The 25,221-nt window shown below is 56.1% G+C and carries 17 protein-coding genes and 1 tRNA gene; 7 read left to right on the top strand and 11 right to left on the bottom strand.

All coding sequences use genetic code 11. The annotated features are described in order from the left end of the window. Position 1: 1 nt before the first annotated feature. The 5 genes from QP868_RS04520 to QP868_RS04500 all read right to left on the bottom strand — a co-directional run bounded on the left by QP868_RS04520 (position 2) and on the right by QP868_RS04500 (position 7,495). Positions 2 to 1,102, bottom strand: coding sequence for a restriction endonuclease subunit S (locus QP868_RS04520; protein WP_284925466.1), 1,101 nt, complete (start codon positions 1,100 to 1,102; stop codon positions 2 to 4). Next, positions 1,095 to 3,095 carry a type I restriction-modification system subunit M gene (locus tag QP868_RS04515; RefSeq protein ID WP_284925426.1) on the bottom strand — a complete coding sequence of 667 codons (2,001 nt, stop codon included), beginning with the start codon at positions 3,093 to 3,095 and terminating at the stop codon, positions 1,095 to 1,097. The genes QP868_RS04520 and QP868_RS04515 overlap by 8 nt, the downstream gene beginning before the upstream one ends. Before the next feature lie 171 nt (positions 3,096 to 3,266). Then, positions 3,267 to 3,343: transfer RNA gene (locus tag QP868_RS04510), tRNA-Met, on the bottom strand. 123 nt (positions 3,344 to 3,466) lie between these two features. Further along, the gene (locus QP868_RS04505) at positions 3,467 to 6,451 is read right to left on the bottom strand and encodes a UPF0182 family membrane protein (protein WP_284925425.1); all 2,985 of its coding nucleotides are present in this window, start codon (positions 6,449 to 6,451) and stop codon (positions 3,467 to 3,469) included. 12 nt (positions 6,452 to 6,463) lie between these two features. Further along, positions 6,464 to 7,495: a YlbL family protein gene (locus tag QP868_RS04500; protein ID WP_284925424.1), complete on the bottom strand. Its 1,032-nt coding sequence runs from the start codon at positions 7,493 to 7,495 to the stop codon at positions 6,464 to 6,466. Between the two features lie 228 nt (positions 7,496 to 7,723). Here QP868_RS04500 and QP868_RS04495 point away from each other — a divergent pair, with 228 nt between their 5' ends. Together QP868_RS04495 and QP868_RS04490 are read left to right on the top strand one after the other, a co-directional pair. Then, complete coding sequence (locus QP868_RS04495) at positions 7,724 to 9,034, top strand: zinc-dependent metalloprotease (protein WP_284925423.1); 1,311 nt, start codon at positions 7,724 to 7,726, stop codon at positions 9,032 to 9,034. Continuing rightward, positions 9,031 to 9,582, top strand: a complete 552-nt coding sequence (locus tag QP868_RS04490; RefSeq protein WP_284925422.1) for an NUDIX hydrolase — start codon at positions 9,031 to 9,033, stop codon at positions 9,580 to 9,582. Before QP868_RS04495 ends, QP868_RS04490 begins: the two co-directional genes overlap by 4 nt. Here QP868_RS04490 and QP868_RS04485 read toward each other — a convergent pair. Continuing rightward, entirely contained in the window at positions 9,548 to 10,096 is a 549-nt protein-coding gene (locus QP868_RS04485) for a M48 family metallopeptidase (protein ID WP_284925421.1), read from the bottom strand. The two genes, QP868_RS04490 and QP868_RS04485, sit on opposite strands and share 35 nt — an antisense overlap. A gap of 519 nt (positions 10,097 to 10,615) precedes the next feature. Between QP868_RS04485 and QP868_RS04480 the strand changes: the two genes are divergently transcribed. Then, a complete protein-coding gene (locus tag QP868_RS04480) occupies positions 10,616 to 11,512 on the top strand; it encodes a hypothetical protein (RefSeq protein ID WP_284925420.1) in 897 nt (298 codons plus the stop codon). Here QP868_RS04480 and QP868_RS04475 read toward each other — a convergent pair. Together QP868_RS04475 and nudC are read right to left on the bottom strand one after the other, a co-directional pair. Then, positions 11,473 to 13,509 carry an ATP-dependent DNA helicase UvrD2 gene (locus QP868_RS04475; RefSeq protein WP_284925419.1) on the bottom strand — a complete coding sequence of 679 codons (2,037 nt, stop codon included), beginning with the start codon at positions 13,507 to 13,509 and terminating at the stop codon, positions 11,473 to 11,475. The genes QP868_RS04480 and QP868_RS04475 overlap by 40 nt on opposite strands. Further along, positions 13,506 to 14,486: an NAD(+) diphosphatase gene (gene nudC, locus QP868_RS04470; protein WP_284925418.1), complete on the bottom strand. Its 981-nt coding sequence runs from the start codon at positions 14,484 to 14,486 to the stop codon at positions 13,506 to 13,508. Before nudC ends, QP868_RS04475 begins: the two co-directional genes overlap by 4 nt. Positions 14,487 to 14,612: 126 nt before the next feature. Here nudC and QP868_RS04465 point away from each other — a divergent pair, with 126 nt between their 5' ends. After that, positions 14,613 to 15,704, top strand: coding sequence for a phosphotransferase (locus QP868_RS04465; RefSeq protein ID WP_284925417.1), 1,092 nt, complete (start codon positions 14,613 to 14,615; stop codon positions 15,702 to 15,704). Between the two features lie 29 nt (positions 15,705 to 15,733). On the opposite strand, the gene QP868_RS04460 is transcribed toward QP868_RS04465, so the two are convergent. Next, entirely contained in the window at positions 15,734 to 19,045 is a 3,312-nt protein-coding gene (locus QP868_RS04460) for an ATP-dependent helicase (protein ID WP_284925416.1), read from the bottom strand. Then, positions 19,042 to 22,167, bottom strand: coding sequence for a PD-(D/E)XK nuclease family protein (locus QP868_RS04455; protein ID WP_284925415.1), 3,126 nt, complete (start codon positions 22,165 to 22,167; stop codon positions 19,042 to 19,044). The genes QP868_RS04460 and QP868_RS04455 overlap by 4 nt, the downstream gene beginning before the upstream one ends. A 61-nt stretch (positions 22,168 to 22,228) precedes the next feature. Here QP868_RS04455 and QP868_RS04450 point away from each other — a divergent pair, with 61 nt between their 5' ends. Together QP868_RS04450 and QP868_RS04445 are read left to right on the top strand one after the other, a co-directional pair. Then, positions 22,229 to 22,864, top strand: coding sequence for a TetR/AcrR family transcriptional regulator (locus tag QP868_RS04450; protein ID WP_284925414.1), 636 nt, complete (start codon positions 22,229 to 22,231; stop codon positions 22,862 to 22,864). A 25-nt stretch (positions 22,865 to 22,889) separates the two neighbouring features. Next, the gene (locus QP868_RS04445; protein WP_284925413.1) at positions 22,890 to 23,114 is read left to right on the top strand and encodes a DUF3107 domain-containing protein; all 225 of its coding nucleotides are present in this window, start codon (positions 22,890 to 22,892) and stop codon (positions 23,112 to 23,114) included. Positions 23,115 to 23,177: 63 nt separating this feature from the next. Here the strand turns inward: QP868_RS04445 and QP868_RS04440 are convergent, their stop codons facing one another. Continuing rightward, positions 23,178 to 23,789 carry a ferritin-like fold-containing protein gene (locus tag QP868_RS04440; protein WP_284925412.1) on the bottom strand — a complete coding sequence of 204 codons (612 nt, stop codon included), beginning with the start codon at positions 23,787 to 23,789 and terminating at the stop codon, positions 23,178 to 23,180. Positions 23,790 to 23,845: 56 nt separating this feature from the next. On the opposite strand from QP868_RS04440, the gene QP868_RS04435 reads away from it, so the two are divergent. Further along, positions 23,846 to 25,219 carry a DEAD/DEAH box helicase gene (locus QP868_RS04435; RefSeq protein WP_284925411.1) on the top strand — a complete coding sequence of 458 codons (1,374 nt, stop codon included), beginning with the start codon at positions 23,846 to 23,848 and terminating at the stop codon, positions 25,217 to 25,219. The last annotated feature ends 2 nt before the right edge of the window (positions 25,220 to 25,221 follow it).

The following is a 25,221-nucleotide window of genomic DNA, read 5'->3' as shown; positions in this document are numbered from 1 at the left end:
TTCAGACCTCTTTCCGCCCGGTAACGACTTCAGTGATAAGTGCGGTTTTGCGTGCTTTCAGGTTTTCGATAAGGCGCGTGGACTCCTCAATGAGCGAGTCCATGCGCGCTGTCTCGTCTTGAAGTATTCGGCCAATCCTTCTCTGCTCTCTTATTGGAGGCAGCTTGACCCGCTGAAGCAACACCTTTGTAGCAGTGATCCCAGGCTGTGCGACAGATGTTGATAGCTCCCCGAGGTTCAGCTCGCGCAACGTGTGTTCCAACCAAACGAGATCGACTTCCTGTCGCGGTTTTACAATCAGCGCATGTTCAGTAGCAAAGAAATCTGGCTTGGCTAGGTGGACGTTTCCGCACAACGCTCCTTGCCTGCCCACTAGAATGCGCTCAACATCGCAGTTGGACGAATCTGTGTAGCCACGTATTCCGTTACCCCCGTAGACGGGAAATTTGCCTTCAGCCTTTATGAAGTCAGATTCGATCGAGTCTCCTGAAACCACAGACACGAGGGTCGAAAGTGGAACGAGAGGATAATCGCAGTTTTGAACAAGCTTCGTTGCAAATACTCTCTGGCGGGATTCCAAGCTGGCAACCAGCCCTTCAAACTCTTCGATCAGTGCATCCATCTCGCTGATTTCCTTATCGAGGTAATCAGCGATCCGGCGCTGTGTTGCGAGATCAGGTACGGGGACCGGCATTGCGTCCAACCGTTCAGGGCTGACGTCCCACTGGTTTACCCTTATCCCGGTGGAGTGAGCTGCGTAGTAATCAATTGCGTCCCGGCATCGAAGCGCGTAATGAAGGAAGCTTTCATCGTTGTCAGAAACAGGTGTGTAGACAAAGTATGCAGGAGAAACAATGCCAGTGTGGGGTGAGATACCTAGCGCTCCCTGCCAAGCCTTCATCTTGTTGAGCACTAAGTCGCCAGTCTTCACTAACTGGTAATCATTTAAGTTTCCCGGACGGTTGAAATTGTCGTCCCGGTCGCTTTTGCGGATGACCCCGTATTCTCTGTAAACGGAAAGAAGTTCCTCAGCAGGGAAACCAGTACGTTTCGGAACTCTACGGAAAAGCGTATGGAACGGAACACTTTGCCATCTAGTCATCTTCACGCACTTTCCGGAACATGGCGTAGATACGATCCAGGGAACTAGCGATATCCGCATCCAGTTCCTCCAGGGAGCGGGACTCCTCCGGCTTGTAGAACAGGCGCGTCAACGGCAGTTCCGTTCCCACTTTCGCCAAAGACTCATCCCACTGCATATCCGGAACGAACGGGAGCACTTCTCGTTCCATGTGCTCAGACACGTCCTCTAGGTACGGCACGCGCTCAATCACCTTTGAGGATGCATCCACAACAGGATTCCCCTTCTCGTCCAGTGAAGCGGGCGCGTTCTCGTCTTCCACAGCCAACGCCTTCATGATGTGGCGAAGCAGTGGAGCGCCCATTTTCACCCCGTGTTCCTTCGCAGAAGCCTTCAGCGCTTTGGGAAGATCGTTGTAATCGCGTCCCCGCATCTCGCGGATGACCGCTTCATGTTCCGGGAACGCGGACTTGTGCTTCATGGCTTCCGCCACGGTTTCATCAGTCACACTGACTGCGTAGTGCGCCAACTTAAACATTGGCACGTCGCGGTAGGTGAGATCGTTCGCAGTGACGATGATGGAGCGGTCAGTCTCTTCAAAATCCTTGTAGATCTTCGTGATCTCTCGGATGTTGTCTTCCGTAAACTCAGCGCGCTTTTGTCCCATGTTCTTGCGCATTGGCGCGCAAATCTCAGTCGCGTCGATGAACTGGATTTTCCCACGGCGACGGGGTTCCTTGTTCTGGTCCAAAATCCAGATGTAGGTGGCGATGCCGGTGTTGTAGAACATGTCATTCGGCAGCGCAATGATTGTATCCAGCACTTCGGTGCCACCTTGTGCACCCATCAAGTATTTACGGATACCGTCCGGACCGCTTTCGGCATCTCCGGTAAACAGTGGGGAGCCATTCGTAACCACAGCAGCGCGCCCGCCCTTGGTGGCTCCATCAGCAGGAGCAAGTTTGTGCGCGATATGCATCAGGAACAGCATTTGTCCGTCGCTGACAGCAGGAAGCCCCTCGGAGAAACGAGGATCGCCCTGTTCTTGGAGTTCCTTTACATCTTTCTGGAACGCTTTCCAGGATGAGCCATACGGCGGGTTCGCCATGATGTAGTCGAACGTGTCACCTTGGTACTGATCATTGGTCAGTGAGTTGCCGAACTTGAGCACTTCCGGGTCTTTGAACCCCTGCATCAGCAGGTCAGACTTCCCCATCGCGAAGGAAGACTCCTTCAACTCTTGTCCGGCAACAACCACCTCGATACCGGGGTTGATCGCGCGAAGCGCGTCACGAGCTGCAATGAGCATCCCGCATGTCCCAGCGGTGGGATCGTACACAGACCGGATGATGCCGTCTTCTTCAAGTTCGGTGTCATCAGACGTGAACAATATGGAGGTCATCAGACGAATCGCATCACGCGGGGTGTAAAACTCACCAGCGTCCTTACCCTTTCGCGCAAACGAGCGATACATCAGGTTCTCGAAGATGTCGCCCATGGTTTGATCTTGAAGCGCTTCATCAGACATGTCGATAGAAGCGAAGTGCTGAACGACGTTCCACAGCTGATTGTTACGGTCCAAAAGATCGATCAACTTGTCGAACTCGAACGCATTCCAGATCTCCAAAATGTTGGGAGAGAACGTGTTGAGGTACTGTTTCAACCCTGGTTTAAGTGCATCGTCGGAGTTCGCGAGACGTTCAAGAGACAGTTCAGACGTGTTCCAAAAGCGGAGCTTGAACATGTTCTCAATCTTGAGCCCCACGATCGCGGGGTCGGTTCCCTGAGCGTTTTCACGTTCGACAAGATTCAGCACAGCCTGTTTGGTGGGTGCCAGTCGACCTTCGAGACGACGAAGTACAGTGAACGGGATGATGTAGTCACCGTAGTTTTCAGCCGGGACGATCAGACGCAAGTAGTCGTCAGCAGTTTGCCAGATTGCGGCGTTGAGACTGTTGACTTTGGCAGTCTGCTTCGGGGTAATCGAGTCGAGAATTTCTGAAGTGTCAGACATAGAGGCGCCCTTATTTCTACGAGATTATCCACGAAACACTTTGAGCTTCTCACAGTCGAAGTCGACAGCTCGTTTGCCACGCCACAAGCTCGGACTATAGGCCGAAAACTCGGGTTTTCGCAGGTCACGCGAAAGCCCGCTTTACCAGATTTGGTAAAGCGGGCTTTGTCTTGGTGGCGGGGGAAGGATTCGAACCTCCGACCTCCGGGTTATGAGCCCGGCGAGCTACCTAGCTGCTCCACCCCGCGGCGCACATACAACTATACGTTAAGAATGCGTAACCACCAAACAAACAGCACGTGATCCTCACCACAAGGCGGGCGCGTGTTTGCCAACTGGTTCATCACCGGTTGACGAACACGCTGCCAGTTCTAGCCGTCCTGGCCTTCGCCACCCTGGCCATCGCCCTGGCCTTCGCCACCCTGGTTACCCTGACCACCACCGGACTGTTGGTCCTGGAGCTTTCCTGCTTCGTCGAGTGCCTTACGTAGGCGCTCCTGGGCTTCACCGTACTTGTTCCAGTCGCCATCCTTCAGCGCATCATCAGATTCCTTCATGGCGTTACGAGCGTCTTCAAGCGCTTTCTGAAGATTAGGTTCACGCGCAGGCTTGCCCTTCTCTTCGCCGGCGTCGGCACCGCCCTTCTCGCCTTCGCTGGCTTCACCAGAAGAGTCAGCGTCACCGGCACGCGCACCGGAGTCTCCCCCGAATACCTGGTCAAGCGCTTCGTCAAGAGTCGGCGCGAATCCAATCTGCTCACCGAACGCCACAAGCACACGCTGAAGCACAGGGTACGAAGTTTCACCAGCCGAACGCACATACACCGGCTGGATGTACAATAGACCACCAGCAACGGGCAGCGTCAGCAAGTTACCGTTCTGCACCTTCGACTCACCCTGACGCAGCAGGTTCAAGCTCGACTGCACATTGGGTTCAGTGTTGAAGTTGTTCTGCGCCTGTCCCGGACCAGGGAACGTCGTGTTACGCGGAAGTTGAAGCAGACGCAACTTTCCATAGTCTTCGTTCTTAACACCCTTCTCGCCACCTGCGTCCGCATTGGCCGCTAAGAAGCCAGTCAAGTTGTTACGCGTCTGACCTTCAGTGGGTCGCGGAATGAACGACGACGTCAGCGAGAACGCTGGCGACTCCTGATTCGGCATCTGCAACGTCAAGTAGAACGGCGGCTGCATCAGACGCGACTCTTGATTCACCGTAGGGTCGGTCGGGGTTGTCCAGAAGTCCTGCCCCGTGTAGAACGAGTTCGAATCATCCACGTGGTAACGCGTCAGCAAGGAACGCTGCACCTTAAACAGGTCTTCTGGGTACCGCACGTGGCTCATGAGATCCCCGCTCATCTCTGACATGGGCTTCACCATGCCAGGGAAGATCTTGGACCATGTTTTAAGCACAGGATCGTCATCATCCCACTTGTACAGGTTGACTGATCCGTCATACGCGTCAACAGTGACCTTGACCGAGTTACGAATATAGTTCACCTGCTGGGGAGGCAGGGCCGCCGTAGTGCCTGAACGCTGCGTGTTCGAGTCCTGCGTAGCGTCCTCAAGAACCTGCGGCGTGGAATATGGGTATTCCTTCGACGTGGTGTACCCATCCATAATCCACTGCACACGGCCGTCAACCACCGCGGGATACGGATCACCGTCGATCTGCAAGAATGGCGCAGCCTTCTGCGCACGCTCACGAGGCGAGCGGTTAAACAGAATCTGTGACTCTGAGTTCAGCGCATCCGACAGAACAATCTGTTCGTCTTGGAACTTAATGGCAAACAGCAAACGGTTAAAGAAGTTGCCCACGCTGGGCCCGCCGTCACCCTTGAAGGTGTTGTACACCTGGGCACCACCGTCTTCGTTGTCGGCGGGGTAGTCAATTTCGCGTGGATCTGCACCTTCAGGGGCACCCACAATTGAGTACCGAGGTGACCGCTCACCAAAGTAAATACGTGGCTCGTACTCCCCCAGCTCACCGGTAGGTGGAATGTTCGCTTCCAAGAACGCGGGCTGTCCATCGCCACCTTGACGGTTACCATATGCGGCAACCACACCAAAGCCGTGTGTATAGACAACGGCCTGATTCAGCCACGACGAATCGGCTTGTGATGCGGGGTTGAGTTCGCGGACCGCGATCACCGTGTCCTGCATTTCATCGTTAATGCTGTAGCGATCAACGTCGAGCTGTTCCGGGAACGAATAGAACGGGCGTTGCTGCTGGATCTGACGAAAAGTATCCGACACAAGGTTCGGATCCAGCAGGCGAATCGATGCCGCTGTTTGAGCGTCCTTACGCAAGGCACCCGATTTACCGTCCGTTGAAGGCGTGTACGGAATGACTTCAACATCGTCAATTCCATACGCGTGACGCGTGGCATCAATGTTGCGCTGAAGGTATTCCTTTTCCAAGCTCTGTTCTGACGGTTGCACCTGCAACTGCTGCACCGTTGCGGGAAGCGCAATGATCGACACCGCGCCCAGAATCAACAACATCAGAACAGACACGATCGACAGTTTCCACACGTTACGGAACGCGTTAGCCGCCATGATCAGCGCAACCACGACAGCTGCGATCGCTACGATCAACATCGCAGGAAGCGTAATGTTCACGTCTTTGTACGACGCACCCGTCATCAGACCGCCCGTCGACGTCAGGACAGAGTACCGCTGGAGGAACATGCGAACACCCTGCACCAGGATGAGCAGACCAGCTGAAATCGCGAGGTGGTAGCGCGCTGTTTTCGACACGGTCAGTTTGGAGTCATCGCCTGGGCGGATACCTCCCATGAGGTAGTGCGCGATAACGGCCGCGATGAGGGACAGCAACAATGCCATGGCAACGTAGTCTGCGACCGTGCGGAGCAACGGGAAGTGGAACATGTAGAAGCCCAGATCCATGTTGAACTGAGGATCTTTCTGTCCAAACTCACTCGCGTTGACAAAAAGAAGGGCTTGTTGCCATGCAGCTGACAACGCGATTCCACCCATGACACCAATAACGGCTGGAACAACAAGGGTGACAACGCGACGCAAGGGCTCAATCGCTTCACGGTACCGGTCGAGGTTTTCTTGGCGCGGAGACGTTGGGGCGTACACCGGGCGCTTCTTATGCGCGAGCATCAACGGGAACCAAATGGCTCCTCCCATGATGATCACACCAACAAAAAAGAGAATGATCTTAGCGATCCACTCCGTGGTGAAGACCTGCAGGAATCCAAGTTGTTGGAACCACAAGGCTTCCGTGAAAACTTGCGCGAACACCACGAACAAAACCAGAAGTACAGCTACTGCTCCAAGAGTGAGCAAAAGCGGTGAAGGCTTCTTCGTTTTTTGGCTTGGTGTACTCAACCGTTCTCCTCGCTAACCAGAGCACAGAGTGACTGTGCCGATGTCATCGTTTGTCATTGCGTCGATTGCGTTGACTGCCGTGTCCAAGGTGTCGACGCGAACCACTTTCATGTCGAGTCCTTTTGCGGCCTGAGCTGCTTCAGCGCAGTTTCCGGCTGGACTCAAAAAATACTCGACTCCTGCCTCGTTGGCTGCCACGACTTTTTGCCGAGCGCCACCAATGGGACTCACCGTCCCGTCTTCTGCGATCTGACCGGTGCCCGCTATCCGCTTCCCACCGGTCATGTCACCCGGCTCCAGCTTGTCAATAATGGTGAGTGCAAACACCAATCCGGCACTGGGCCCACCCACATCTTCCAGGTTGAATTTCACGTCAATGGGAAAGTCGTACGTGGGAGCCAGAACAACACCCAGCTTGGGACCGTCAGCCGTGCCCTTAGGCGTGATCTTTTCGTGTAGCTTCTTGCCGTCGCGCTCGATATCCAGTTCAACCGGGTCACCCTTAGCAACAGTGTCCTGTACGCGGGCAATGTCTTCCGCACTCCCGTTGATTTTCTCGCCGTTGAGCTTGGTGATGATGTCACCTGGCTCCACGACTCCTTCAACGGCCGCGCCTGCCGCCACGCTTCCAATGCCTAAGCGCGTTTCGTATTTCTTGCCGAGGTGGTTCAGAGCGGCCGCCACCGCAAAGTCTTGCGACGTGGCCATTTGCGCGTTGTTTTCCTGCGTGACCTGGTCACGCGTGGTAGTCAGCGGGTAGTACGCCTCACTGGGCACGACAGTGTCCTGCTTTTTGACGACCGACCAGAAGGCCTGCGAAGGGTACACCTTCCGGCCGGGCCCTCCGGCCACGGCGACGGTGAGCATATCTAAGGTTCCCGAGGTGGGGTAGGTTTTCGCTCCCGAGATGGTCACCACCTCGGCCCCTTCATGCTTACCCAACGTGTTAAAAACAGGGCCGGGCATTTCAACCATGTACGGAACAGGGATGATTGCCCCGATGATGACGAGCGCGTATGTAACGAGAGTGGAGATAGTTGTCACGTGGAGTCGCTTTTTAGGCGTATTAGCCTGGGCACTCGTTGTCACGCGACGGTCCTTTCTTTAAAGCACAACTAGTCTAGCCGATACACACATAACTCCCGACATCGAAAGATGCCTCCCCTCACCACGTTCGCTCAGAACGAAAAACACTCAGACGCGGGTTCCACGTGGAAGGCTTTTTCAATTTAGATCGTTACGCTTTTAGACAAGCAAACTAAGGGAGAAACGATGAGCGACAAGGATCGCGACAAAGATTCACCGGGCGACGACCCACTGAACAACCTGTTTGGCATGCTTTTTGGCCTCGGAGGTGCTCAGGGAGGTGCCCAGGGACAGTTCCCTGCAGGGGGAATCCCGATCGACGGAAACATGCTGTCGTCCTTCCTCGGTCAGATCCAGGGACTCATGGGACAGTCAGGAAGCGCCGGTGATGTGGCGCGTCAGACTGCTGCCAGCAAAGTTCCCACCCCGGACCCCAGCGTGACAGACGAGGTTTCGCGCGCCACTCACGATGCCTTCCGTTTGGCTGAACTGTGGCTTGAACGGGTCACCGAATTCACCACAACGAACGAGCCTCAGAGTTTGACACGTAAAGCTTGGGCAACGGGTTCTGTTGACGGTTGGGTCGAGCTCGCGCAGCCCATTCAGGCCAATATGTCGCACACGTTCACCGACTCGCTGTCCGATCAGATTCCTGAAGAAATGCGCCCGTTCATGTCGTCAATGTCGTCGATGATGACAAACATGTCTGCATCACTTTTCGGGGCACAGATCGGCGAAGCGCTGGGAACTCTGTCTGGAAGCGTCCTCACCGGAACGGACTACAACCTCCCAATTCTTGACGCGCCCGCGCTGATCGAATCCAACATTGCCGGAGCGTCAGCTGAACTGGATCTGGACCACACGCAGCTGCGCATTTTCGTGGCCTGTGTTGAGTTGGCCAAGCGTGCCCTGTTCGCTTCGACTCCGTGGTTGGCTGGTCACATCAGGACCGCGTTTGCCAAGTACGCTTCGAATGTCGAAGTCGACTCTTCCAGCATTCACGACATGATGGGCAATATCGACCCCCAGAACCTCCAAGCGGCAACTGAAGAGCTGCGCAACGGAATGTTCAAACCGGTGTCCACCGAAGAAGGCGAGCAGGCAAAAGAGTCGCTCACCCGAATCGTATCCACAGTCGCTGGGTGGGCTGACGTCGTGGCGTACAACGCGTGCGAACCCCTGGAACAGCGCGACGAAATCCGTGAAGCACTCCGGCGCCGCACCACGATGACGTCCGATTCGGAAGACGCTCTGAGCCAACTGATCGGCTTGGATCTCACGCCTACTCGTCTGCGAGACGCGGCCGCACTTTTCACCTACCTGGAATCCTCGGAAGGCGCACAGGCACGGGACGCGGTGTTCTCTCACCCCGACGCGCTGCCCACCACCGCTGACCTCGACGACCCCTTGGGCTACTCTGAACGCCACACAGAACAGGCCCAAACGGAGGACGACATGGACGAAGCTCTGCGCCGCCTCCTTGAAGAAGAGTCGTGACAGCTGACCCTCGCGCCGCGCACACGGTGCGCGCCCTCGCCGAGGTGGCAACAACCTCGGCGCTTTCCGTCACCGAATTTGTGTCCAGCAACCCCCGCCCGCTGGACCGCTCCGGGGGCCCTGCTCACGTGACTGCTAGCTGCGTGGTCTTCTCCCCCGACTTCACCCATGTGCTCCTGACGCATCACGCGAAGGGACGGTTTTGGGTGCAGTTCGGTGGGCATGTGGAACCGGATGACGCGACTGTGCGGGAGGCGGCTCTTCGCGAAGCACGCGAAGAATCCGGTGTGCAGGATTTCCTCTGGCTCTCTGCGCACCCCATTGACGTGCACTCCCATGACTTGCCTGGAGCGTTCGGAAAGTGCGCTACGCATCACGATGTGGTGTACGGGGCGATTCTCAGCCCTGATGCGCACACGCACGTTTCAGACGAGTCACTCGATGTGAAGTGGTTCCCGGTTGATGAACTACCAGATACGGTCGTTGACGATCTGCCCCAACGCCTGCCTGGCCTTATTCGTTCGACCCGTAATCAATACCTCGGCTGAAACCTTCGAGGAAGATATCAGCGTCACGGGACCGCGCATACCGGTCTGTAAGTTCACGGAAGCGTGGCCCGTGGTCGCTTTCACGTAAATGCGCAAGTTCGTGGATGAGCACCGCGTCAAGCACCCACTCGGGCACGGCTTGGAGGCGATGGGACACGCGAATGCTATGCGTGACCGTGGAACAGGAAGCCCAGCGGGAGTTCTGATTTTCGACCCACTTCACCGACTCCGGTTCAATTCCGTCGTTGAAGTACGTGGTGTTAAGTTCGCGGGCGCGGGACAGAAGGTCCTCGTCTGAAGATTCGCGACCGCTTTTGGCGCTCACCCGAGTGAGCAACTGAGCGATCTGCCCGAGGTCGTTCCGAGGGTCGTAATGTACGGGGGCAGCTAGTTCCCACCGACCACCACTTCGCTTGAGTGTCACGGTCTTTTTTCGGCGTGCTGAGTGCTTGATATTCAGTTCGCCAGTTTCGAGCATGCGAGCTACGTCTTGTGCAGTGAAGCTGTTCCCCATAGCAATCAGTTGTATCAGATGACATTCAACACGCCGTTGCACAAAAAGTTTTTTCATCCACATGGTTTGCAACGTGTGGAACATGGATGGAAGCCAGGCTTTTAGGCCACTTACCGGGGATTTAGGTTGGTGAGACCCACGTGGAAAGGCACATTTTTCTGTCGTTACGCACACTGTTGTCCACAGATTACGCACATACGTACACAACAGAACCCGAACATTCCACATCATCTGTGGATAACGAAATTGATCACGGAGTCATAAAGGTCTAAGTTTTTATCTCAGACTCGCGGAAAACCCGGACTTCATGGCAAGGGGAAGGTCTATGAAGTCCGCGCGCGGCTGCGAGACTCCACGAACGAGGAGACTGTTCATCTGGGTATTTCCCTGTGGATAACCCAGTTAGAACGTCTCCTCGTTCGCGTGTTTACGCGAAATATCAACAGGTTATCCACATTTTTCTTGGCCCTCTTCTTTTCGAGCGTGCGTCTTCCTACGCTAAAAGAGGAGGTGAGACGAATGCTGATGTTCAACAGATCGGTGCCACTGGTGTGGCGTTCGTCCTCGTGTTTACAAATCGGAATTGACGACCCGGTTCTTATCGATGGTTTGAGTGTGGCCGACCGCGAGCTGATCGAGCTCATCAAGATGGGGATATCGCCTGAAGTTCTAGCCGATAAAGCGTCGCAGCTAGGTCTCACACATGAGCGCACAGCCTCACTGCTGAGTTTGTTGGAAGAGTCGCAGGCTTTGGTTCCCCGCGTACAGTTACACACCACGCCGGTGACTCACCAGGTTGACGCAGTGGCACATTCGCGCGGGGCGAACCCCAGTGAGTTACTTGTGGCGCTGAAGAACCAGAGAGTCGTGTGCGTGGGGCCTCTTGCACCTGAGCTTGCCAAACTGCTTTCAGCGTGTGGGTTTAGCGTCACGTCTGCCATGTCCGTTCTTCAGGCGACAATCAGAGATGGTGCGATCGTCGTTGTCACTTCAGTGTGGGTTCCCGATCTCATGGGCGCCCGTTCCCTGCAGGATTCTGGGACGCAGCATGTCAGCGTGTGCGTGCAACAGGCACAGGCCACTGTCACCCATGTGGTTCGCCCCAGTCTCACTCCGTGTCTTGCCTGTCTGACCCACTATGTGATCGATGTCGATGACGAATGGATGACTGGGTGGCGAGGCATACGCGAACAAGCACCTTCAGCCCAGCGCGTAGACCCCTTGCTTGCGTGGTCGTCACTCGTCACCTGTGCGCGTGTGCTTCGCGAGCACGTGCTGGAAGATTTCACCGTCCCGCAAACCCACCGGGTAGGGCTCGCCGGCGAAACGACTTCCGAGGTGGCGCAATTCCATACCGCGTGTGACTGCCGTATGGCTCAAGTGCTTGAAGACCTCACGACCTCAAGTATGTCTTGACCAAACTGCCCCAGCTTCACCGGACCAATCCCCGAAATCTGTCCCAGATCATCAAGCGTGTGCGGACGCGCTTGCGCGATCGCCAGTAAAGTCGCCGTGGTGAGCACCATATAAGCGGGGACGCTGAGTTCACGCGCGGTCTGTGTACGCCATTCTTTTAACGTGTTCACCAGGTTTTCGTCGACTGCCTGGCTACATTCGTGGCATACCTTGTCGCGACGTTCTTGCGCACTGACAAGTGGATTTCCACACCCACATGTGCGCGCTGACGATCTGCGAGTGTGTCCCCGACGTTCGCGGTGGGTGGGAGTATGTCCACGCATTTCGCTGATGAACCGCGAGGGTTTCCGGGTTGACTGCGAACTCGCTTGGCGTGCTTGTGACCAGCTCACGGTCAGCGAATCTTGTGCCCGCGTCACCGCAACGTAAAACAGTCGCCGTTCTTCAGCGATTTCCAGAGGTGTTGACGCATATGAAATGGGCATGAGCCCTTCTGACATTCCCACCAGATACACGTGTGGCCACTCCAGGCCTTTAGCGGCGTGTACGCTCGCCAAGGTCACTCCCTGAACGCTTGGCGCATGTTGGGCTTCTGCTCGTTGTTCAAGTTCAGCGACAAACTCACTGAGCGGTACCGGAAGTTCGCTTTCCTGTTGCATGTCAGCTGCGAGGTTCACCAGGGCGTTGAGGGATTCCCAGCGCGCTCGCACAGCCCCGTGGACGCGCGGACCCACTTCTTGCCACCCCAGAGTCGTCAACAGATCCGACACGACCGTATCGAGTTTTCCTGTCTTTCCTTGTGACATGTTGGCGCGTAAGAGCGCGCCAGCCTGTCGAACTTCCGGGCGTGCAAAGAACTGTTCTCCGCCACGCACCAGATAGTGGATGCCGTGCTCATCGAGCGCGTGTTCAAAAGCGGGACTTTGCCCGTTGGTCCGAAAAAGAATCGCAATGTCGCTTGCAGGCACACCGCTGCTGATCTGAGCCGCAATACGTTGAGCCACCCCGGCTGCCTCTGACGCGTCATCAGGGTACTCATGGAACGAGGGCGGCACTCCCCCGGTTCTCTGAGGTTGCAAAACCATCCGGTTTCGTCCGGTGTGGGCAAGCACCCGGTTTGCTGCTTCAACGATGGGTGGCGTTGACCGGTAATTACGTACAAGCGAAATCGTTCTGGCTTGAGGCAACACGTTGCCTAAGTTCATGAGGTAGCTGTCCCGAGCTCCAGCGAACGTGTAAATGGTCTGAGCCGGATCCCCCACGACACACAAGCTGTCGCGCTGGCCCAACCAGTTCTTCAGCAGTTCGTACTGGATAGGTGAAACGTCTTGGAATTCGTCCACAACGAAGTGCCGGTACTGTTGGTGAATTTGGGCTGCGATGTGGGGTGTGCTGGCCATGACTCCGGACAGGATCAACAGCACATCCTGGTAATCAATGAGCCGGTTAGTGGTCTTGTACTCTGCGTAGGCGCGCATGATCTCAACCATGGCAGTGGTATCAATCCCGGGTGGTAGTTCACGGGACTGCGCAAACTGCGGATAGTCGTCGATCCCGACAAGATTCACTGCAGCGTATTCCAGCTCCGCTGAGATATCGCGAATGGTTTCGCGTTCCGGTTCAATGCCTAGCCCTGACAGGATTCGACCCAACGGACGGTGCTTGCCGTCCATGAGTTCCGGAAACGGGCCTTGCGCAAAGTCTTTCCAGAAGTATCTCAACTGCCTCAAAGCAGCGGAGTGAAATGTGCGCGCTTGAACCTGAGGAACACCCAGTCCGCGAAGCCGGGAACGCATCTCCCCTGCCGCCTTCGCGGTGAAGGTCAGAGCGAGCACATGGTGAGAAGGGAGGTGTCCAGTGTGTGCTCCGTAAGCGATCCTATGGGTGATGGCGCGCGTCTTACCTGTTCCAGCTCCCGCGAGCACAACGAGTGGGCCACCTTCGTGGGTGACGACTTCACGCTGTTCGGGGTCGAGGTTATCGAGTAGTTCGTTCACGCACTCATCCACCTGTCCAGCATCTGCCCCGCAATCGATACCTGTCCAGGAATAGAAACGGTGCCTGCCTCGATCTCTTGCTCAAGCTCGCTTCGCGTAAACCAACGAACCGTCCGCATTTCATCAAAGTCAGCGCACGCCTCCCGTGACTGGGCCCGAGCAAAGAACCCCAACATGAGCGAACACGGAAACGGCCACGGCTGCGAACCAACGTACTGCGGATCTTCACAAATCACGCCAGCTTCTTCGCGGACTTCGCGTACCACCGCAGCTTCGAGCGTTTCACCTGGTTCGACGAATCCTGCCAGCAGAGAGTACCGCCCCTGCGGCCACATGACGTTGTTCCCCAGCAAAATACGTTCAGTACCGTCAGGGTCTGTATGAATGACCGCCATGATGACGGCAGGGTCGGTCCGGGGGAAGTGTTCGCTGCCCGTGCTGGTGTCGGTGCGCACCCATCCCCCCGCCGAGGCCGTTGTGGGCTTCCCATTGCGCGGTGAGTGAGTGTGGGTGCGGTGCCAATTGCCTACCGCGACAAGGGCTGTGGCCAGTCCGGTATCTGTGACTGAAAGGTCTAAAGCGATGGTCCGTAAGTCAAACCACACAGGATCGCTCACGTGGATGCTCTGGGCTGGCGCGTCGAGGTAGTCCTCGGCTGATGCTCCCGGCCGGTTCACATGGTTGTCGATGCGCGCTTTAGTTTCGTCGTCAATGTCAATCCCAACAACGTCACCGGCATCTGTTTCACCCAAGTAGATGCGGGTCCCGGTCATCGCGAGCTTCTCGACATCAGACACCGAAAACCGGTGAAGGCCACCTGAGGACACCAGCAGATAGCCATGGTGGGAGCACACAATGCGCGTACCAGACCGGGCCAGCACCTCGGTCAGGGAGCCGTCTGAACCACGCGCACGGTGGTTCCGCCACACGTCTGAGCGCGCAAGACTCGCTGGTGTGATCGTGTACGAGTTCTTCATGGTGCGCCCCTTTCAGGAAGTTCCTTATCCACGCGTCAGCGTCCGTTGTGATCAACCCTAGCGAAAGGGTCTGACACACCTTTTCTCCACAGCGTGATCGTTTGCAGGTGCGGGTACATTGGAAGAGTGGATACGGTATACCTTCGCATGATCGCAGCGGCCCATTCGATCCTCGAGCAGTTCACACCTGACAAGTGGATGCCCTTGGACGACCCCCGTGGCCTCCGATTGCTGATGTCGCAAGGTGACACTTCATACACGGTCTCGCTGTGGAACGAGAAACAGGCGGTTGACGCAGGTGCCAGCGATGTCGCATCGGCAGTTTTGCGCTCAGTTCTGCCCAAAGACGCCCCTTTTACGGTTCCTCGCACGGTCGCTTCGCAGGCATTTGCAAAAGGTGAGCTCACTGATGCCCGTAGCACCCTAGTGGTCGCAGACCCACTCCCAGGTGTTCCCGTTTCAACCCAGGATTTTGCAGAACAGCCCTCACTCATCGAGTCACTCGCGCGCACCCTGGCCATTTTGCACAGTTGCGATGCGGGCGCGGTTGCGGATTCAGGGCTGGTGGCGCAAGAACCCCAGGAAACGCGCGAACAGCTTTTGGACAACCTTGACCGTGCGGCAGGCACCCGCAAGGTTCCTACCCCGCTTTTGGAAAGGTGGGAGCGGGTGCTGGAAACCGCCTCGGCGTGGCACTTCCTTCCCGCCCCTATCCACGACGCGATCGATGTTGACGCGCTGCGGTGCGACGGTGAGCACATTGTCGCGCTCACTGATATTCACCGGCTTCGCGTGGGCGACCCAGCCGTCGACTTAGCCGCCGCAAGCGCTCTGCTATCGCCGAACAGTTTTGAGGAGTTCCTCGAACACTACGCCACACACCGTGAGGTTGATGACCCGGGGCTGCGTCAGCGCATTGACTTGATGAACGAGTTTGTCATGGTAGAGCTCTTGCTCACCGCGGTTGACAGTGGTGACAAGCACAGCGTGGATGAGGCGGCTGAAATGTTGCGTAATTTCGCCGAGGTCGTTGCCCCTGACGAGGTTTCCCGCCGACCCATTGAGGAAGACAAGTTCCGTCCCGCAAGTGCCGGTGTCGCTGTCAGTGGCACCGAAGACAGTGCCGAGAACATTGCCACCACCGATATCCCTACCAAAGACTCCGCGCTCGACCCGGATGACGAGGACTCTATCCCCACCAACCGGATCGACACGTAACTGTTCTCCAGTGTTTCAGGCGCGCGTGCTTAAGGCGCGTCGTCAAGGATTCCTGCGATGTCGAGAGTGGGCAACGTGTCTGGTGTGAAAGTTTCGTCACTTCCCACAAAGTAGAACTCTGCCCCCACTTCACAGTCAGCGTATTCCGGCAGTTTCTGCACCGCATGAACATAGATAGCGAGCTGGGTGGCCATGGTGTCCAGAATGTCTGCCGATGGCTTCCTGCCCGTCTTCCAGTCCACGACCGTGACGCGGTCACCATCCTTGAAAACAGCGTCGATCTTGCCAGGCACCTTCCTTCCGCCCAGTTCTAACTCAAATGGCAATTCAACGGCGTGAGGCACTCGGTTGGCGTATGCGGATCGTTCAAATGTGACAACCAACTCATCAAACCGTTTGCGCACATGTGCCGGAAGGGCTTTTCGCATCTGAGCTTCGTGAATGTCGGTGAGAGCCGACTGCCCAAAGTGACTTTCAACCCACGCGTGAAACGCTGTTCCCAGTGCCGCGTATTCACTGGGTTGTTGCGGCATTGGCCGTTGAAATTCACGCATGTATGCCTCTGCGTCGGCACGGTACTTCACCAGGCCTGTTGTGGACATGCGTTGAGGAACCCGAGGTGGTTGTGGACGCGCGTCGTGCATGATCTTCTGAACGCGAGCGACGACTCGGTGAAAACCTTCATCGCCAATGTTCACAGTACTGTTGAGGTCCAACGGCACCTGTTGACGAACAAAGTCACGTGTACGGCTCTGTTTCTTCTGTTCAGCTTCGGAGATCACTGGGGGCCATTGAACTTCAACAGGTAAGCCTTCGGGTTTATGAGGTTCGCTCTCAGGGATCTCGATATTGGCTCCTGCAGCGTTGAGCGCTCCGATTGCTTCTAGCAGAAACGGTGAAAGTTGATTTGCCGTTGTGCGGTGGCCCCAGTAGCTCGCGCCTAACCACAGGTGCTTTTTTGCGCGTGTGACTGCCACATATGCCAAGCGCCTTTCTTGGCGTCGGTGATACAGCGCAATCTGGTCTCTGATGGGGAGCTGCTTCTCGTCAATGTTCCCAGCGTCGATGAAATCTTCGATGTCCTCTTTGTCTGCTTGAGTTTGTTTAGACATCTTGTTCATTTCGGACACTGATACGTGTGGTTCCTGTGCCAAATCCAGGTGTGGAAGTTTTGTTGCATCGCCGCGCAAAGGATAGGGCAGCTCTCCTAGGGTGAGCCATGCCTGGTAATTCCGTGGCTGTGTAGGTAGATCTCCCATTGTGAGGAACGGGAGTGCCACTGCATCGAACTCCAAACCTTTTGAGGCGTGCACGGTCATGATGGTCACTGCTGATTCATCGAGTGATTCGGGTGGAGGCGATATGGCGTCGTGTTCGTTGGCCAGTTCAAGCCAGGCCAGGACTGCCGTCATGCTCACAGTAGGGTTGCGTGCGACGTAGCTGGATACCGCTGAGACGAATGTATCGATGTTTGCTCGGTGAGATTCCGCTCGTTCGTGCGGCAGTGAAGCAAGTTCGTACGACATATCAAAAACACGCATGATCGTACGAATCATATGGATGGCTCCCCCGTGGTTCTTACGCACTTCACGGAGTTTGAACGCCAAACTGCGCAACCGCTCATTGGCCTGCTGTGACAGTTCCGAATACTCGCGCGTGGCGAAGCTATCTACGCACTCAACTGCTGTGAGTGGAGTTGCGGAAGCTTCAGCGTTGGCATTCTTAACAATGGTGTTAAACGCCCGGAGATCGTGTGCTCCTAGTGAGCAGACTCTGCCGGTGAGCAACCGCATCAGGTGTTCCACCGCGTGTGGGTCAGTAGCGACATTGAGAATAGCGACAGTATCGGCGACAAACGGATCACCCATGCCACCAGCGTCACCGACAACCTGCACGTCAAAGCCCGCCGCAGTCAAGGCCTGAGCCACGGGAGCGAAGTGCATACGCTTACGAACCAGAACGGCCCGGTGGCCCGTGCGGCCCCGCATCCATTCGACCAGGCTTTCAAGTTGGTCGCTCACATACGTGGGGTGGGTTTTCCCTTGTGTCACGCTCACCTCGACGTCCCCTAGAGGTGAGGTCACTTCATTATTCGTGGTGATGGGCTTAAGGCGCGTGTCCTCTGAGTCTTCAGGGAGTCGCCCTGCGATCGCGTTGGCGATTGCCAGTACTCGCTGCGAGTTTCGAAAACTTGTGGTCATTGTGAACGACGCAGCTCGCTGACCCGGACTCACAAAATCGTGTGGGAACCCTTCGATGTTCAGTTCAGACGCTCCACGCCACGCATAAATTGACTGACGTGGGTCACCCACTGCGGTGATGGGAAGACCAGCGAACAGCGTCTTGAGCATTTTTACCTGGCTGTCAGAGGTGTCTTGATACTCATCAAGGAACACCACTTTCCACTTAGCGCGTTCGCTCTCGACAATGTTCGGGTCCGCCATCATGGCTTGATAGGCGAATGACACTTGATCGGAGAACTGCATGGCACGATTTTGATTCTTGACGCTTGCGAACGTGTCCAGAAGGTGTGCGAGACGTTTTTTGTTCCGCACATCAGCGATCTGGGAACAGATTTCCAGCGACTCAAGGTGGGTGAACACCTGTTCCGCGATATCTGCTGGCCACAGCTTGCCCGGAGCGTCGAGATAAGGCGCAGTCAACTCCTGCAAAAGACTGATGTGGTCTTCTTTTTCCTGCGGGCCAATGGTTCGTTTCCGTTTGATTGCCGCAACGCAATCGTCAATAAACTCACGGTTGAGAAACGCATAAAGGCACGTGTTGAGGTACGCGATGATGTCTTCAGGAGTACGCAGGTGTTCATTTGCTTGGCCTGCGAGTTGAATGAGTTCCTTCACTAGGCTCGAACGTGATTTTCCTGCTGGGATGAAATCCGGGTGAGCTGTTGCAACAATCTGATCTGCAAGTTCAATCGCGCTGGCATCGTCAAGAACCTGCGTATCGGGCTCAACCCCAATCGTGGCTCCGTACTCGCTTACTAGACCAGATGCAAAAGAGTTGTATGTCTGAATGGTAGGCATCTCGGTACTAGGCGAAGTGATGCCCTCTTTTTTGCGGAATGTGGCGAAGTGAGATGAAATCTTATCGCTCATCTCACCGGCCGCTTTATTTGTAAATGTCAGCCCAATAATTTGTTGAGGCTCCACGAGCCCGTTGGCAACCAAGTAGAGCACGCGCTGAGACACCACCGTGGTTTTACCTGACCCAGCCCCGGCAATCGTGATTCCTGGAGTGAGGTCAGCTTCAATGATGGCGCACTGCTCATCCGTGGGTTCTGGCAAATCCAAGCGTTCAGCGATGTGCTTGGCACTGTATTTCATGATTCCTCACTTTCACCCATTGCAAACGCTGGGCAGGACTGAGTAAACGCACACGTGCGACACGCGTCATCTGAGGGAGTTGCCGTAAACGTGTGCGTACGAGCTGAACGAACCAAGCTTTCGATGGTCGCGAGTGTCTTTGTATACACCTCGGTGTCCTTGATTGGACCTTGCTCGCGCACATTCGAAGGCGCTTTACCCTGGCCGGCCGCCTTGCGGGGGTACACCAGTTCACCGCCTGCACATTTGGTGATCCCTCCAATGAGTTCGCCGTCGTCGATGAAAGTGGCCTGGCCTGTTTCGATCGCAACCTGATACGTCGCAAGCTGTGGGTTCTCTTGAACACTTGGTTTAGAAGGAAGGTTTTTCCCTGTCTTGAAGTCGACAATGTAGGCAGCACCGTCCGAAGTCTTTTCCAAACGGTCAATCCGGCCACTGACCCTGGCGGGCCCTAACGGCACATCGAGATCAGACCTGACGACGACCTCGGCGGCCACAAAGGTCTTATCCCCACGGTTCTTGAGATACTCGCTCAGATTTTCAACCGTGGCGCGCCCGTCAGCATATTCGCGCTGGCGTTCCCACTCAGACTCAAAGGTGAACTCTTCGAACTTTTCGTCAAAGTGATTCAGCATGTCAGCAAGATCCCCACCGGGGTAGGTCTGCGCGATTTCGTGAATGAGATTACCGAACGCCTGCGGGTACGTATCTACAGTCTGTGACGAGTTCTGATTGAAGAACCACTTGAGGGGGCACTGGTCGTACGTTTCTACTTGCGACGGCGAAATGCGTACCGGTTCATCAGTGGGCATTGCCGGAAGCTCAGAGCTGGGGTTCAGCCACCACGTGCTGGGGTCGGCTGCGCTCACACCCGAACAACGCAGTGTCTGAAGCAACTGCGCCCAGGGCTTCGCCGCATCCTCATCTGCGCTTTCCAGCGCTTGGTTCACCTGTAAGCGGGCGTAACCAGCAATTTCAGACAGCGTGCTTGGAAGGATATCCGGCTCATCTACCCAGTACTGGGACGTCCACGGCATGTCCTTCACGGCTGTGAACAGAGGGCTGGGAAGCTCACCGTGCCCGTTGACTGCCACCACCACAGCACGTGAACGTGCACGGCTCAAGGCAGCGATAAACAGCTTTCCTTCATCGCGAATAGTTTCACGCCGCCTGGCGAGGAAGTCTTGCTGTGAAAAGTTCTCCGAAGACAGTTCCTCTTGCGATGCCGGATCTTTGAGCACCCGCATGAGTTGCGGAGTCTTGAAAATGGTTCCACGCACTGTGGGGTTGGGCCACACGCCTTCTTGCAAATCAGTCACGATCACAGTGTCAAAGTGGGTGTGCGCGACACCCGCAGGCGTGGTGACAGTCACGATGTCGTTCAACGCTGTGTGCGCTAAGGAGTCCTGTGCGAACTTCTGCGACATGACCTTCATTGCGAAGTCGCGTCCTGTCACCTGACTGGTGGCGCCTTCAGTGAGCTTTTCCGCCAACGCCAGAAGACGTATCACTGCGTCGAGGTAGGACGAGTGGTGTCCGGACGGGTTGCGTAGCGCGTTTTCTTGCCACTCATCAGCGACCTGGGCTGCGTTCCACACCGCCCACACTGCGTACTGTGCCAGCTCATGCGAGGACTCCTGAGCCGCTTTCACCATGCGTTTTGCGCGCTCAACTGCGGCTGGAAGCTCAGTGTCTGTTTCTAATGCCCACTCCATAAGTGCTTCGAGCGAGCCTTCCACGCCTGACAGTTGAGTGAGTTCACGTTGCAGCGACCGGAGTGTGAGGGCATCGAGTCCCCCGTAGGCGCCAGTCACGCACGCGGTTGCAGCGTTCGGCCATTCGGGGGAATCAGGGGGCAGACTCAGAATCTGAAGAAGTGGCATGGTGGCAGGGTCGCTCGCCAAGGCACGAACCGACGTACGCACAGGAATACCAGACGCGGCCAGTTCGTCACTCAATTGAGCTGCTGACGAAGCGCGACGTGTCACAACCGCGATATCGGCAAATGGAACGCCATCTTGGTGACGGTCGTAGATCATGGACGCAATCATGCGGGCGGCATTTGAACCAGATGAACACTCACAGCTGAACACTTGAGTAGAACCTTCTGCGCTTCCCTTGGGTGCCATATAGCCCAGTGCGTGAACGGGATCGGCTGAGTCACGCATGAGCGAATCTACCGTGTGGGTGATTGCACCGGCTCCCCGAATATGAGGATCGAGCGGATCGAGGGCAATGTCCGTGTGTACCCCAAGTTGGTGACGCCCCGCAAAAACATCACCGCTTCCACCTCGGAAACTCTGAGTCGCGGAATCCGGTGAACACGTGAGGGCAAAACACACACCCCGTTGATACAGAGCATGTAGGAATCCCAAGGCTGAGTCCGGAAAGTCTTGGACGCTGTCACACAGTATCCAGGCGGGTAGAACCTCGGGCGCAAAGTCCCACGCTTTACCCGGAACAACGCGTGATTCTTCAACGATGTGCTTCGCTTTTGTGAACACCGCCGAGGTGTCAACGGCACCTTCTCCTAAAAAGGTGAGAAGTTCCTCGTACTCACGGCCAATGAATGAGAGAACTTCCCATTCGGGTCGGTTATGAGTGTGCGCGAGCTCGACAATGTGGTCATATGAGAAATCGTGACCCATGATTTCTGAAATAGAGTCACGCAGCTGAGTGCGAAATACGTCTGTGCGTGCCAGTTCAGGCGTCATTGACCTGGTCCATTGAGGGCCTGCCACCGTGGAGTCAAAATACCCTTGAAGTTGCTCAGCTAAACGCACGTCTTGATCGGCACCAGAAACAAACAGTGCGGGGACGCCCGTCGTAGTCGCCGTGTGCGCGGCAACGATTCCAAACGCATATGAGTGAACTGAACGCGCTGTAGCAGATGAACGAACAGGAGACTTCAATTCGTCACGCAAAACGTCCGCATGTTCACGGTTTGGGGTGAGCACGAGCACCGAGTCGGCGTTTCGGCTTGCAGCCAAACGCGCGAAGCTGTTCTTCATGACAGTACTTTTGCCTGCCCCGGGAACTCCCAGAACAGCGAGTGAGTCGCCACGGTTCAGGCTGTCGACGACTGCGTCAGTGGCGGTGCGGACGCTGAAAAAATCCTTCATGTAGCCATTCCATCACGAGGCACTGACACAGTTGGCATATGAGTCAATTACACTTGCGCCTATGACCTCCCAAAAACGCATGCCCCGGGCACAACGTCGAAGCCAACTTCTCAGCGTCTCCACTGAGGTTTTCGCTCGTCAGGGGTACCACGCGACATCAATGGACAACATTGCGCTCGAAGCGGGAGTGTCCAAACCCATTCTTTATCAGCACTTTGAGTCGAAGCACGAACTGTTCACCACAATCATGGACAGTGCGATCGAAGAACTTGCTGAGCGTCTCACGACAACTCTGGAAACCGTGGACAGCCGCGAAGAACGAGTACACCAGTCTTTTTACGGGTACTTTGAGTTCGTGAAAGAAAACCGTAGCGCCTTCATCGTCATGTCGCGGACCAGTAGTGAACTCAGCGATGCGCGCACGCGGTGGAGCCGTGCTGTCGACACCTACGTTGAGATCATTTCAGAGTCTATTCGCGACAGGAACAACTTAGACGACGTTCAAGCCTATGTCATGGGTCGTGCGATCGCTGGCATGGCTGAACAGGCGTCGCAGGTGTGCATCGATTACGACGACGTGGATGTTGAAGAAGTCGCCCGTCTTACCGCCAAAATGGCCTTCGAAGGACTCTCCGGTGTTGAGAAATCCCAGTTCACGCTGACTCGCAAGCCTACCCCGGGCCAGCACTCATCCTAGATTCATTCCGGCTAGACTAGCTCACATGGAAATTAAGATCGGAATTCGCCAGTCCAACCGTGAACTTACCCTCGATGTTGACGCAAGTGTTGAAGACATCACCGCGCAGGTCAACGAGGCAATCTCGCAGGGAACAGTGATTTCGCTTAAGGATGCGAAGAACCGTACGGTCCTGGTTCCCGCTCAGGCCCTCGCGTACGTCGAAGTCGGATCCGAGACTGCTCACCGCGTGGGATTCGGAATCGGCTAGGACGCAGCGGCTAGTACACAACTGCTAGGACGCATCAGCGAAAGCTAGCGCAGCTACGCCAACTTAAGCGACTAGGCCAATTGCGCTCATGCGTCGCGAGTGCCCGGTAAGGGCACTCTGCCAGGCTTTTGCGTCCAGGTGCTCATGGTCGGTCGTGAGTTCGACAATTTCTGTTAGACGTTTCGCCGTTTCGACAACGAGTTTGCGCCCCCACAAGGCGAGGCGTGACCCCAAAATATCCTGGTCGTTAATAAGCTCGCCCAGGCGAGCGCGCAACAGTTCTTCGCGACGTGTATCATCGAGTACGGCGGTGATGACGTTTTTACTGTCCGCATCGAGTGCCGGAAGAGAGCTTTTGGCATAGTCCCGCAACAGTCCGTCGTGGACGTAGGACTTCATGAGACTCTCGTGCCAATCCTTCGGTTGCGTGCGTTCGTTGAATGCAGTTAAAGACGGCGCCCTTTCTTCCATGAGCGCCAGCGCATCGCCACCTAACTGTCCAATGCGTTCCATGAGCGCTTCAAAGTGGTTGAGCGCGTAGCCGCTGACGCGAGATAGCTCGACTGTGTCTCGCACATGAGGAGCGAACTGCGCATCCGTTGCAGTGCTTTGGAAGACGGACAGTTCATAGAGAGCCAAAGTGGCCAGGATCGCGGTTGGGGCGTCGTTGTGCATGCTCCTAGCCTATCCGCACAGTAAATCCCCTGGTACACACAACAACGAGGACTTTTGTGACACAAGAAACCTTTGCTGATCTGGGTGTTGAAGCGCCCATCGTCGAGTCGCTGACGAACGCCGGCATTACGCACCCGTTCCCCATTCAGGCTTTGACCCTTCCGGTAGCGCTCACGGGTGCTGACATTATTGGTCAGGCTAAAACCGGAACCGGAAAGACCCTGGGTTTTGGAATCCCGCTTTTGCAGCGCATTTTGGGTGAGCAGTCCCGCGAGCAGGGTCGTGCTCCGCGAGCCCTCGTCGTGGTGCCTACGCGTGAACTTGCCCACCAGGTCGCTGATGACCTGCGCGTGGCTTCGCGCACGTTCTCACCTTCGATCGTCACCATTTACGGCGGTAAGGACTTTGAGCCGCAGATTCGTGCTCTGAAGGACGGCGCCGATGTCGTTGTGGGTACTCCCGGGCGTCTCCTGGATCTGTATGGGCGTCGAGTGCTCAACTTTTCACAGATCTCTACCGCGGTCTTTGACGAGGCCGATGAAATGCTCGACTTAGGGTTCCTCCCTGATGTCGAAAAGATCGTGGCTGCCCTGCCAGCGAAGCGTCAGACCATGCTGTTCTCAGCAACCATGCCGGGTCAGGTGATCGCGCTTGCTCGCCGTTACATGTCGCAACCCACCCACATCCGTGCCACGCAAGCGTCGGACACTTCTACGACCTCGGTCAATACCAAACAGTTCGTCTACCGCGCACACTCAATGGACAAGACCGAACTTGTGGGGCGGATCCTGCGGGCCGAAGGCCGCGGACGCACCATTATCTTCGCGCGCACCAAGCGCACAGCCGACCGTCTGACGGACGAACTCAAGGATCGCGGGTTCCAGGCACAAGCACTCCACGGGGATCTCAACCAGCACATGCGTGAAAAGGCGCTCAAGCGGTTCCGCGACGGCACCACTGACGTGCTGGTCGCAACCGACGTTGCTGCCCGCGGAATCGACATCGACGACGTTACGCACGTCATCAACTACCAGTGCCCAGAAGACGACAAGACGTATGTGCACCGCATTGGACGCACCGGGCGAGCAGGTAACACAGGTATCGCTGTCACCCTGATCGACTGGGAAGACGTCGCTAAGTGGAAGCTCATCAACCGCACACTGGGGCTCGACTTTGACGACCCGGAGGAGACGTACTCCACGTCACCTCACCTGTTTAGCGATCTCAACATCGCTAAGGGCACAAAGGGTCGCATGCCACGCGCCAAGGACGCGGACGACGCACAGTCCCGCTCGAAAGCGCCTGCTAAGGGCCGTTCGGCTCGGGGCAACGCACCTCAGCGGAAACCGCGGGCGCAGAAACGACCTCGGCGCCGGACCCGAGGTGGCAAGCCCACCCAGCGTACCCAGCGCTCCCAGGCTGACAACTAAGC

This window comes from Brevibacterium sp. UMB1308A, assembly GCF_030230605.1.
Taxonomy (GTDB): Bacteria; Actinomycetota; Actinomycetes; order Actinomycetales; family Brevibacteriaceae; genus Brevibacterium.
This window is presented reverse-complemented; position numbering and strand designations above follow the sequence as displayed.

Excerpts from the sequence above, each read along its gene's own strand:
- QP868_RS04520 (WP_284925466.1), bottom strand. The coding sequence starts at position 1,102 with ATGACTAGATGGCAAAGTGTTCCGTTCCATACGCTTTTCCGTAGAGTT.
- QP868_RS04515 (WP_284925426.1), bottom strand. The coding sequence starts at position 3,095 with ATGTCTGACACTTCAGAAATTCTCGACTCGATTACCCCGAAGCAGACT.
- QP868_RS04495 (WP_284925423.1), top strand. The coding sequence starts at position 7,724 with ATGAGCGACAAGGATCGCGACAAAGATTCACCGGGCGACGACCCACTG.
- QP868_RS04485 (WP_284925421.1), bottom strand. The coding sequence starts at position 10,096 with ATGGGGAACAGCTTCACTGCACAAGACGTAGCTCGCATGCTCGAAACT.
- QP868_RS04480 (WP_284925420.1), top strand. The coding sequence starts at position 10,616 with ATGCTGATGTTCAACAGATCGGTGCCACTGGTGTGGCGTTCGTCCTCG.
- nudC (WP_284925418.1), bottom strand. The coding sequence starts at position 14,486 with ATGAAGAACTCGTACACGATCACACCAGCGAGTCTTGCGCGCTCAGAC.
- QP868_RS04460 (WP_284925416.1), bottom strand. The coding sequence starts at position 19,045 with ATGAAATACAGTGCCAAGCACATCGCTGAACGCTTGGATTTGCCAGAA.
- QP868_RS04455 (WP_284925415.1), bottom strand. The coding sequence starts at position 22,167 with ATGAAGGATTTTTTCAGCGTCCGCACCGCCACTGACGCAGTCGTCGAC.
- QP868_RS04450 (WP_284925414.1), top strand. The coding sequence starts at position 22,229 with ATGACCTCCCAAAAACGCATGCCCCGGGCACAACGTCGAAGCCAACTT.
- QP868_RS04445 (WP_284925413.1), top strand. The coding sequence starts at position 22,890 with ATGGAAATTAAGATCGGAATTCGCCAGTCCAACCGTGAACTTACCCTC.
- QP868_RS04440 (WP_284925412.1), bottom strand. The coding sequence starts at position 23,789 with ATGCACAACGACGCCCCAACCGCGATCCTGGCCACTTTGGCTCTCTAT.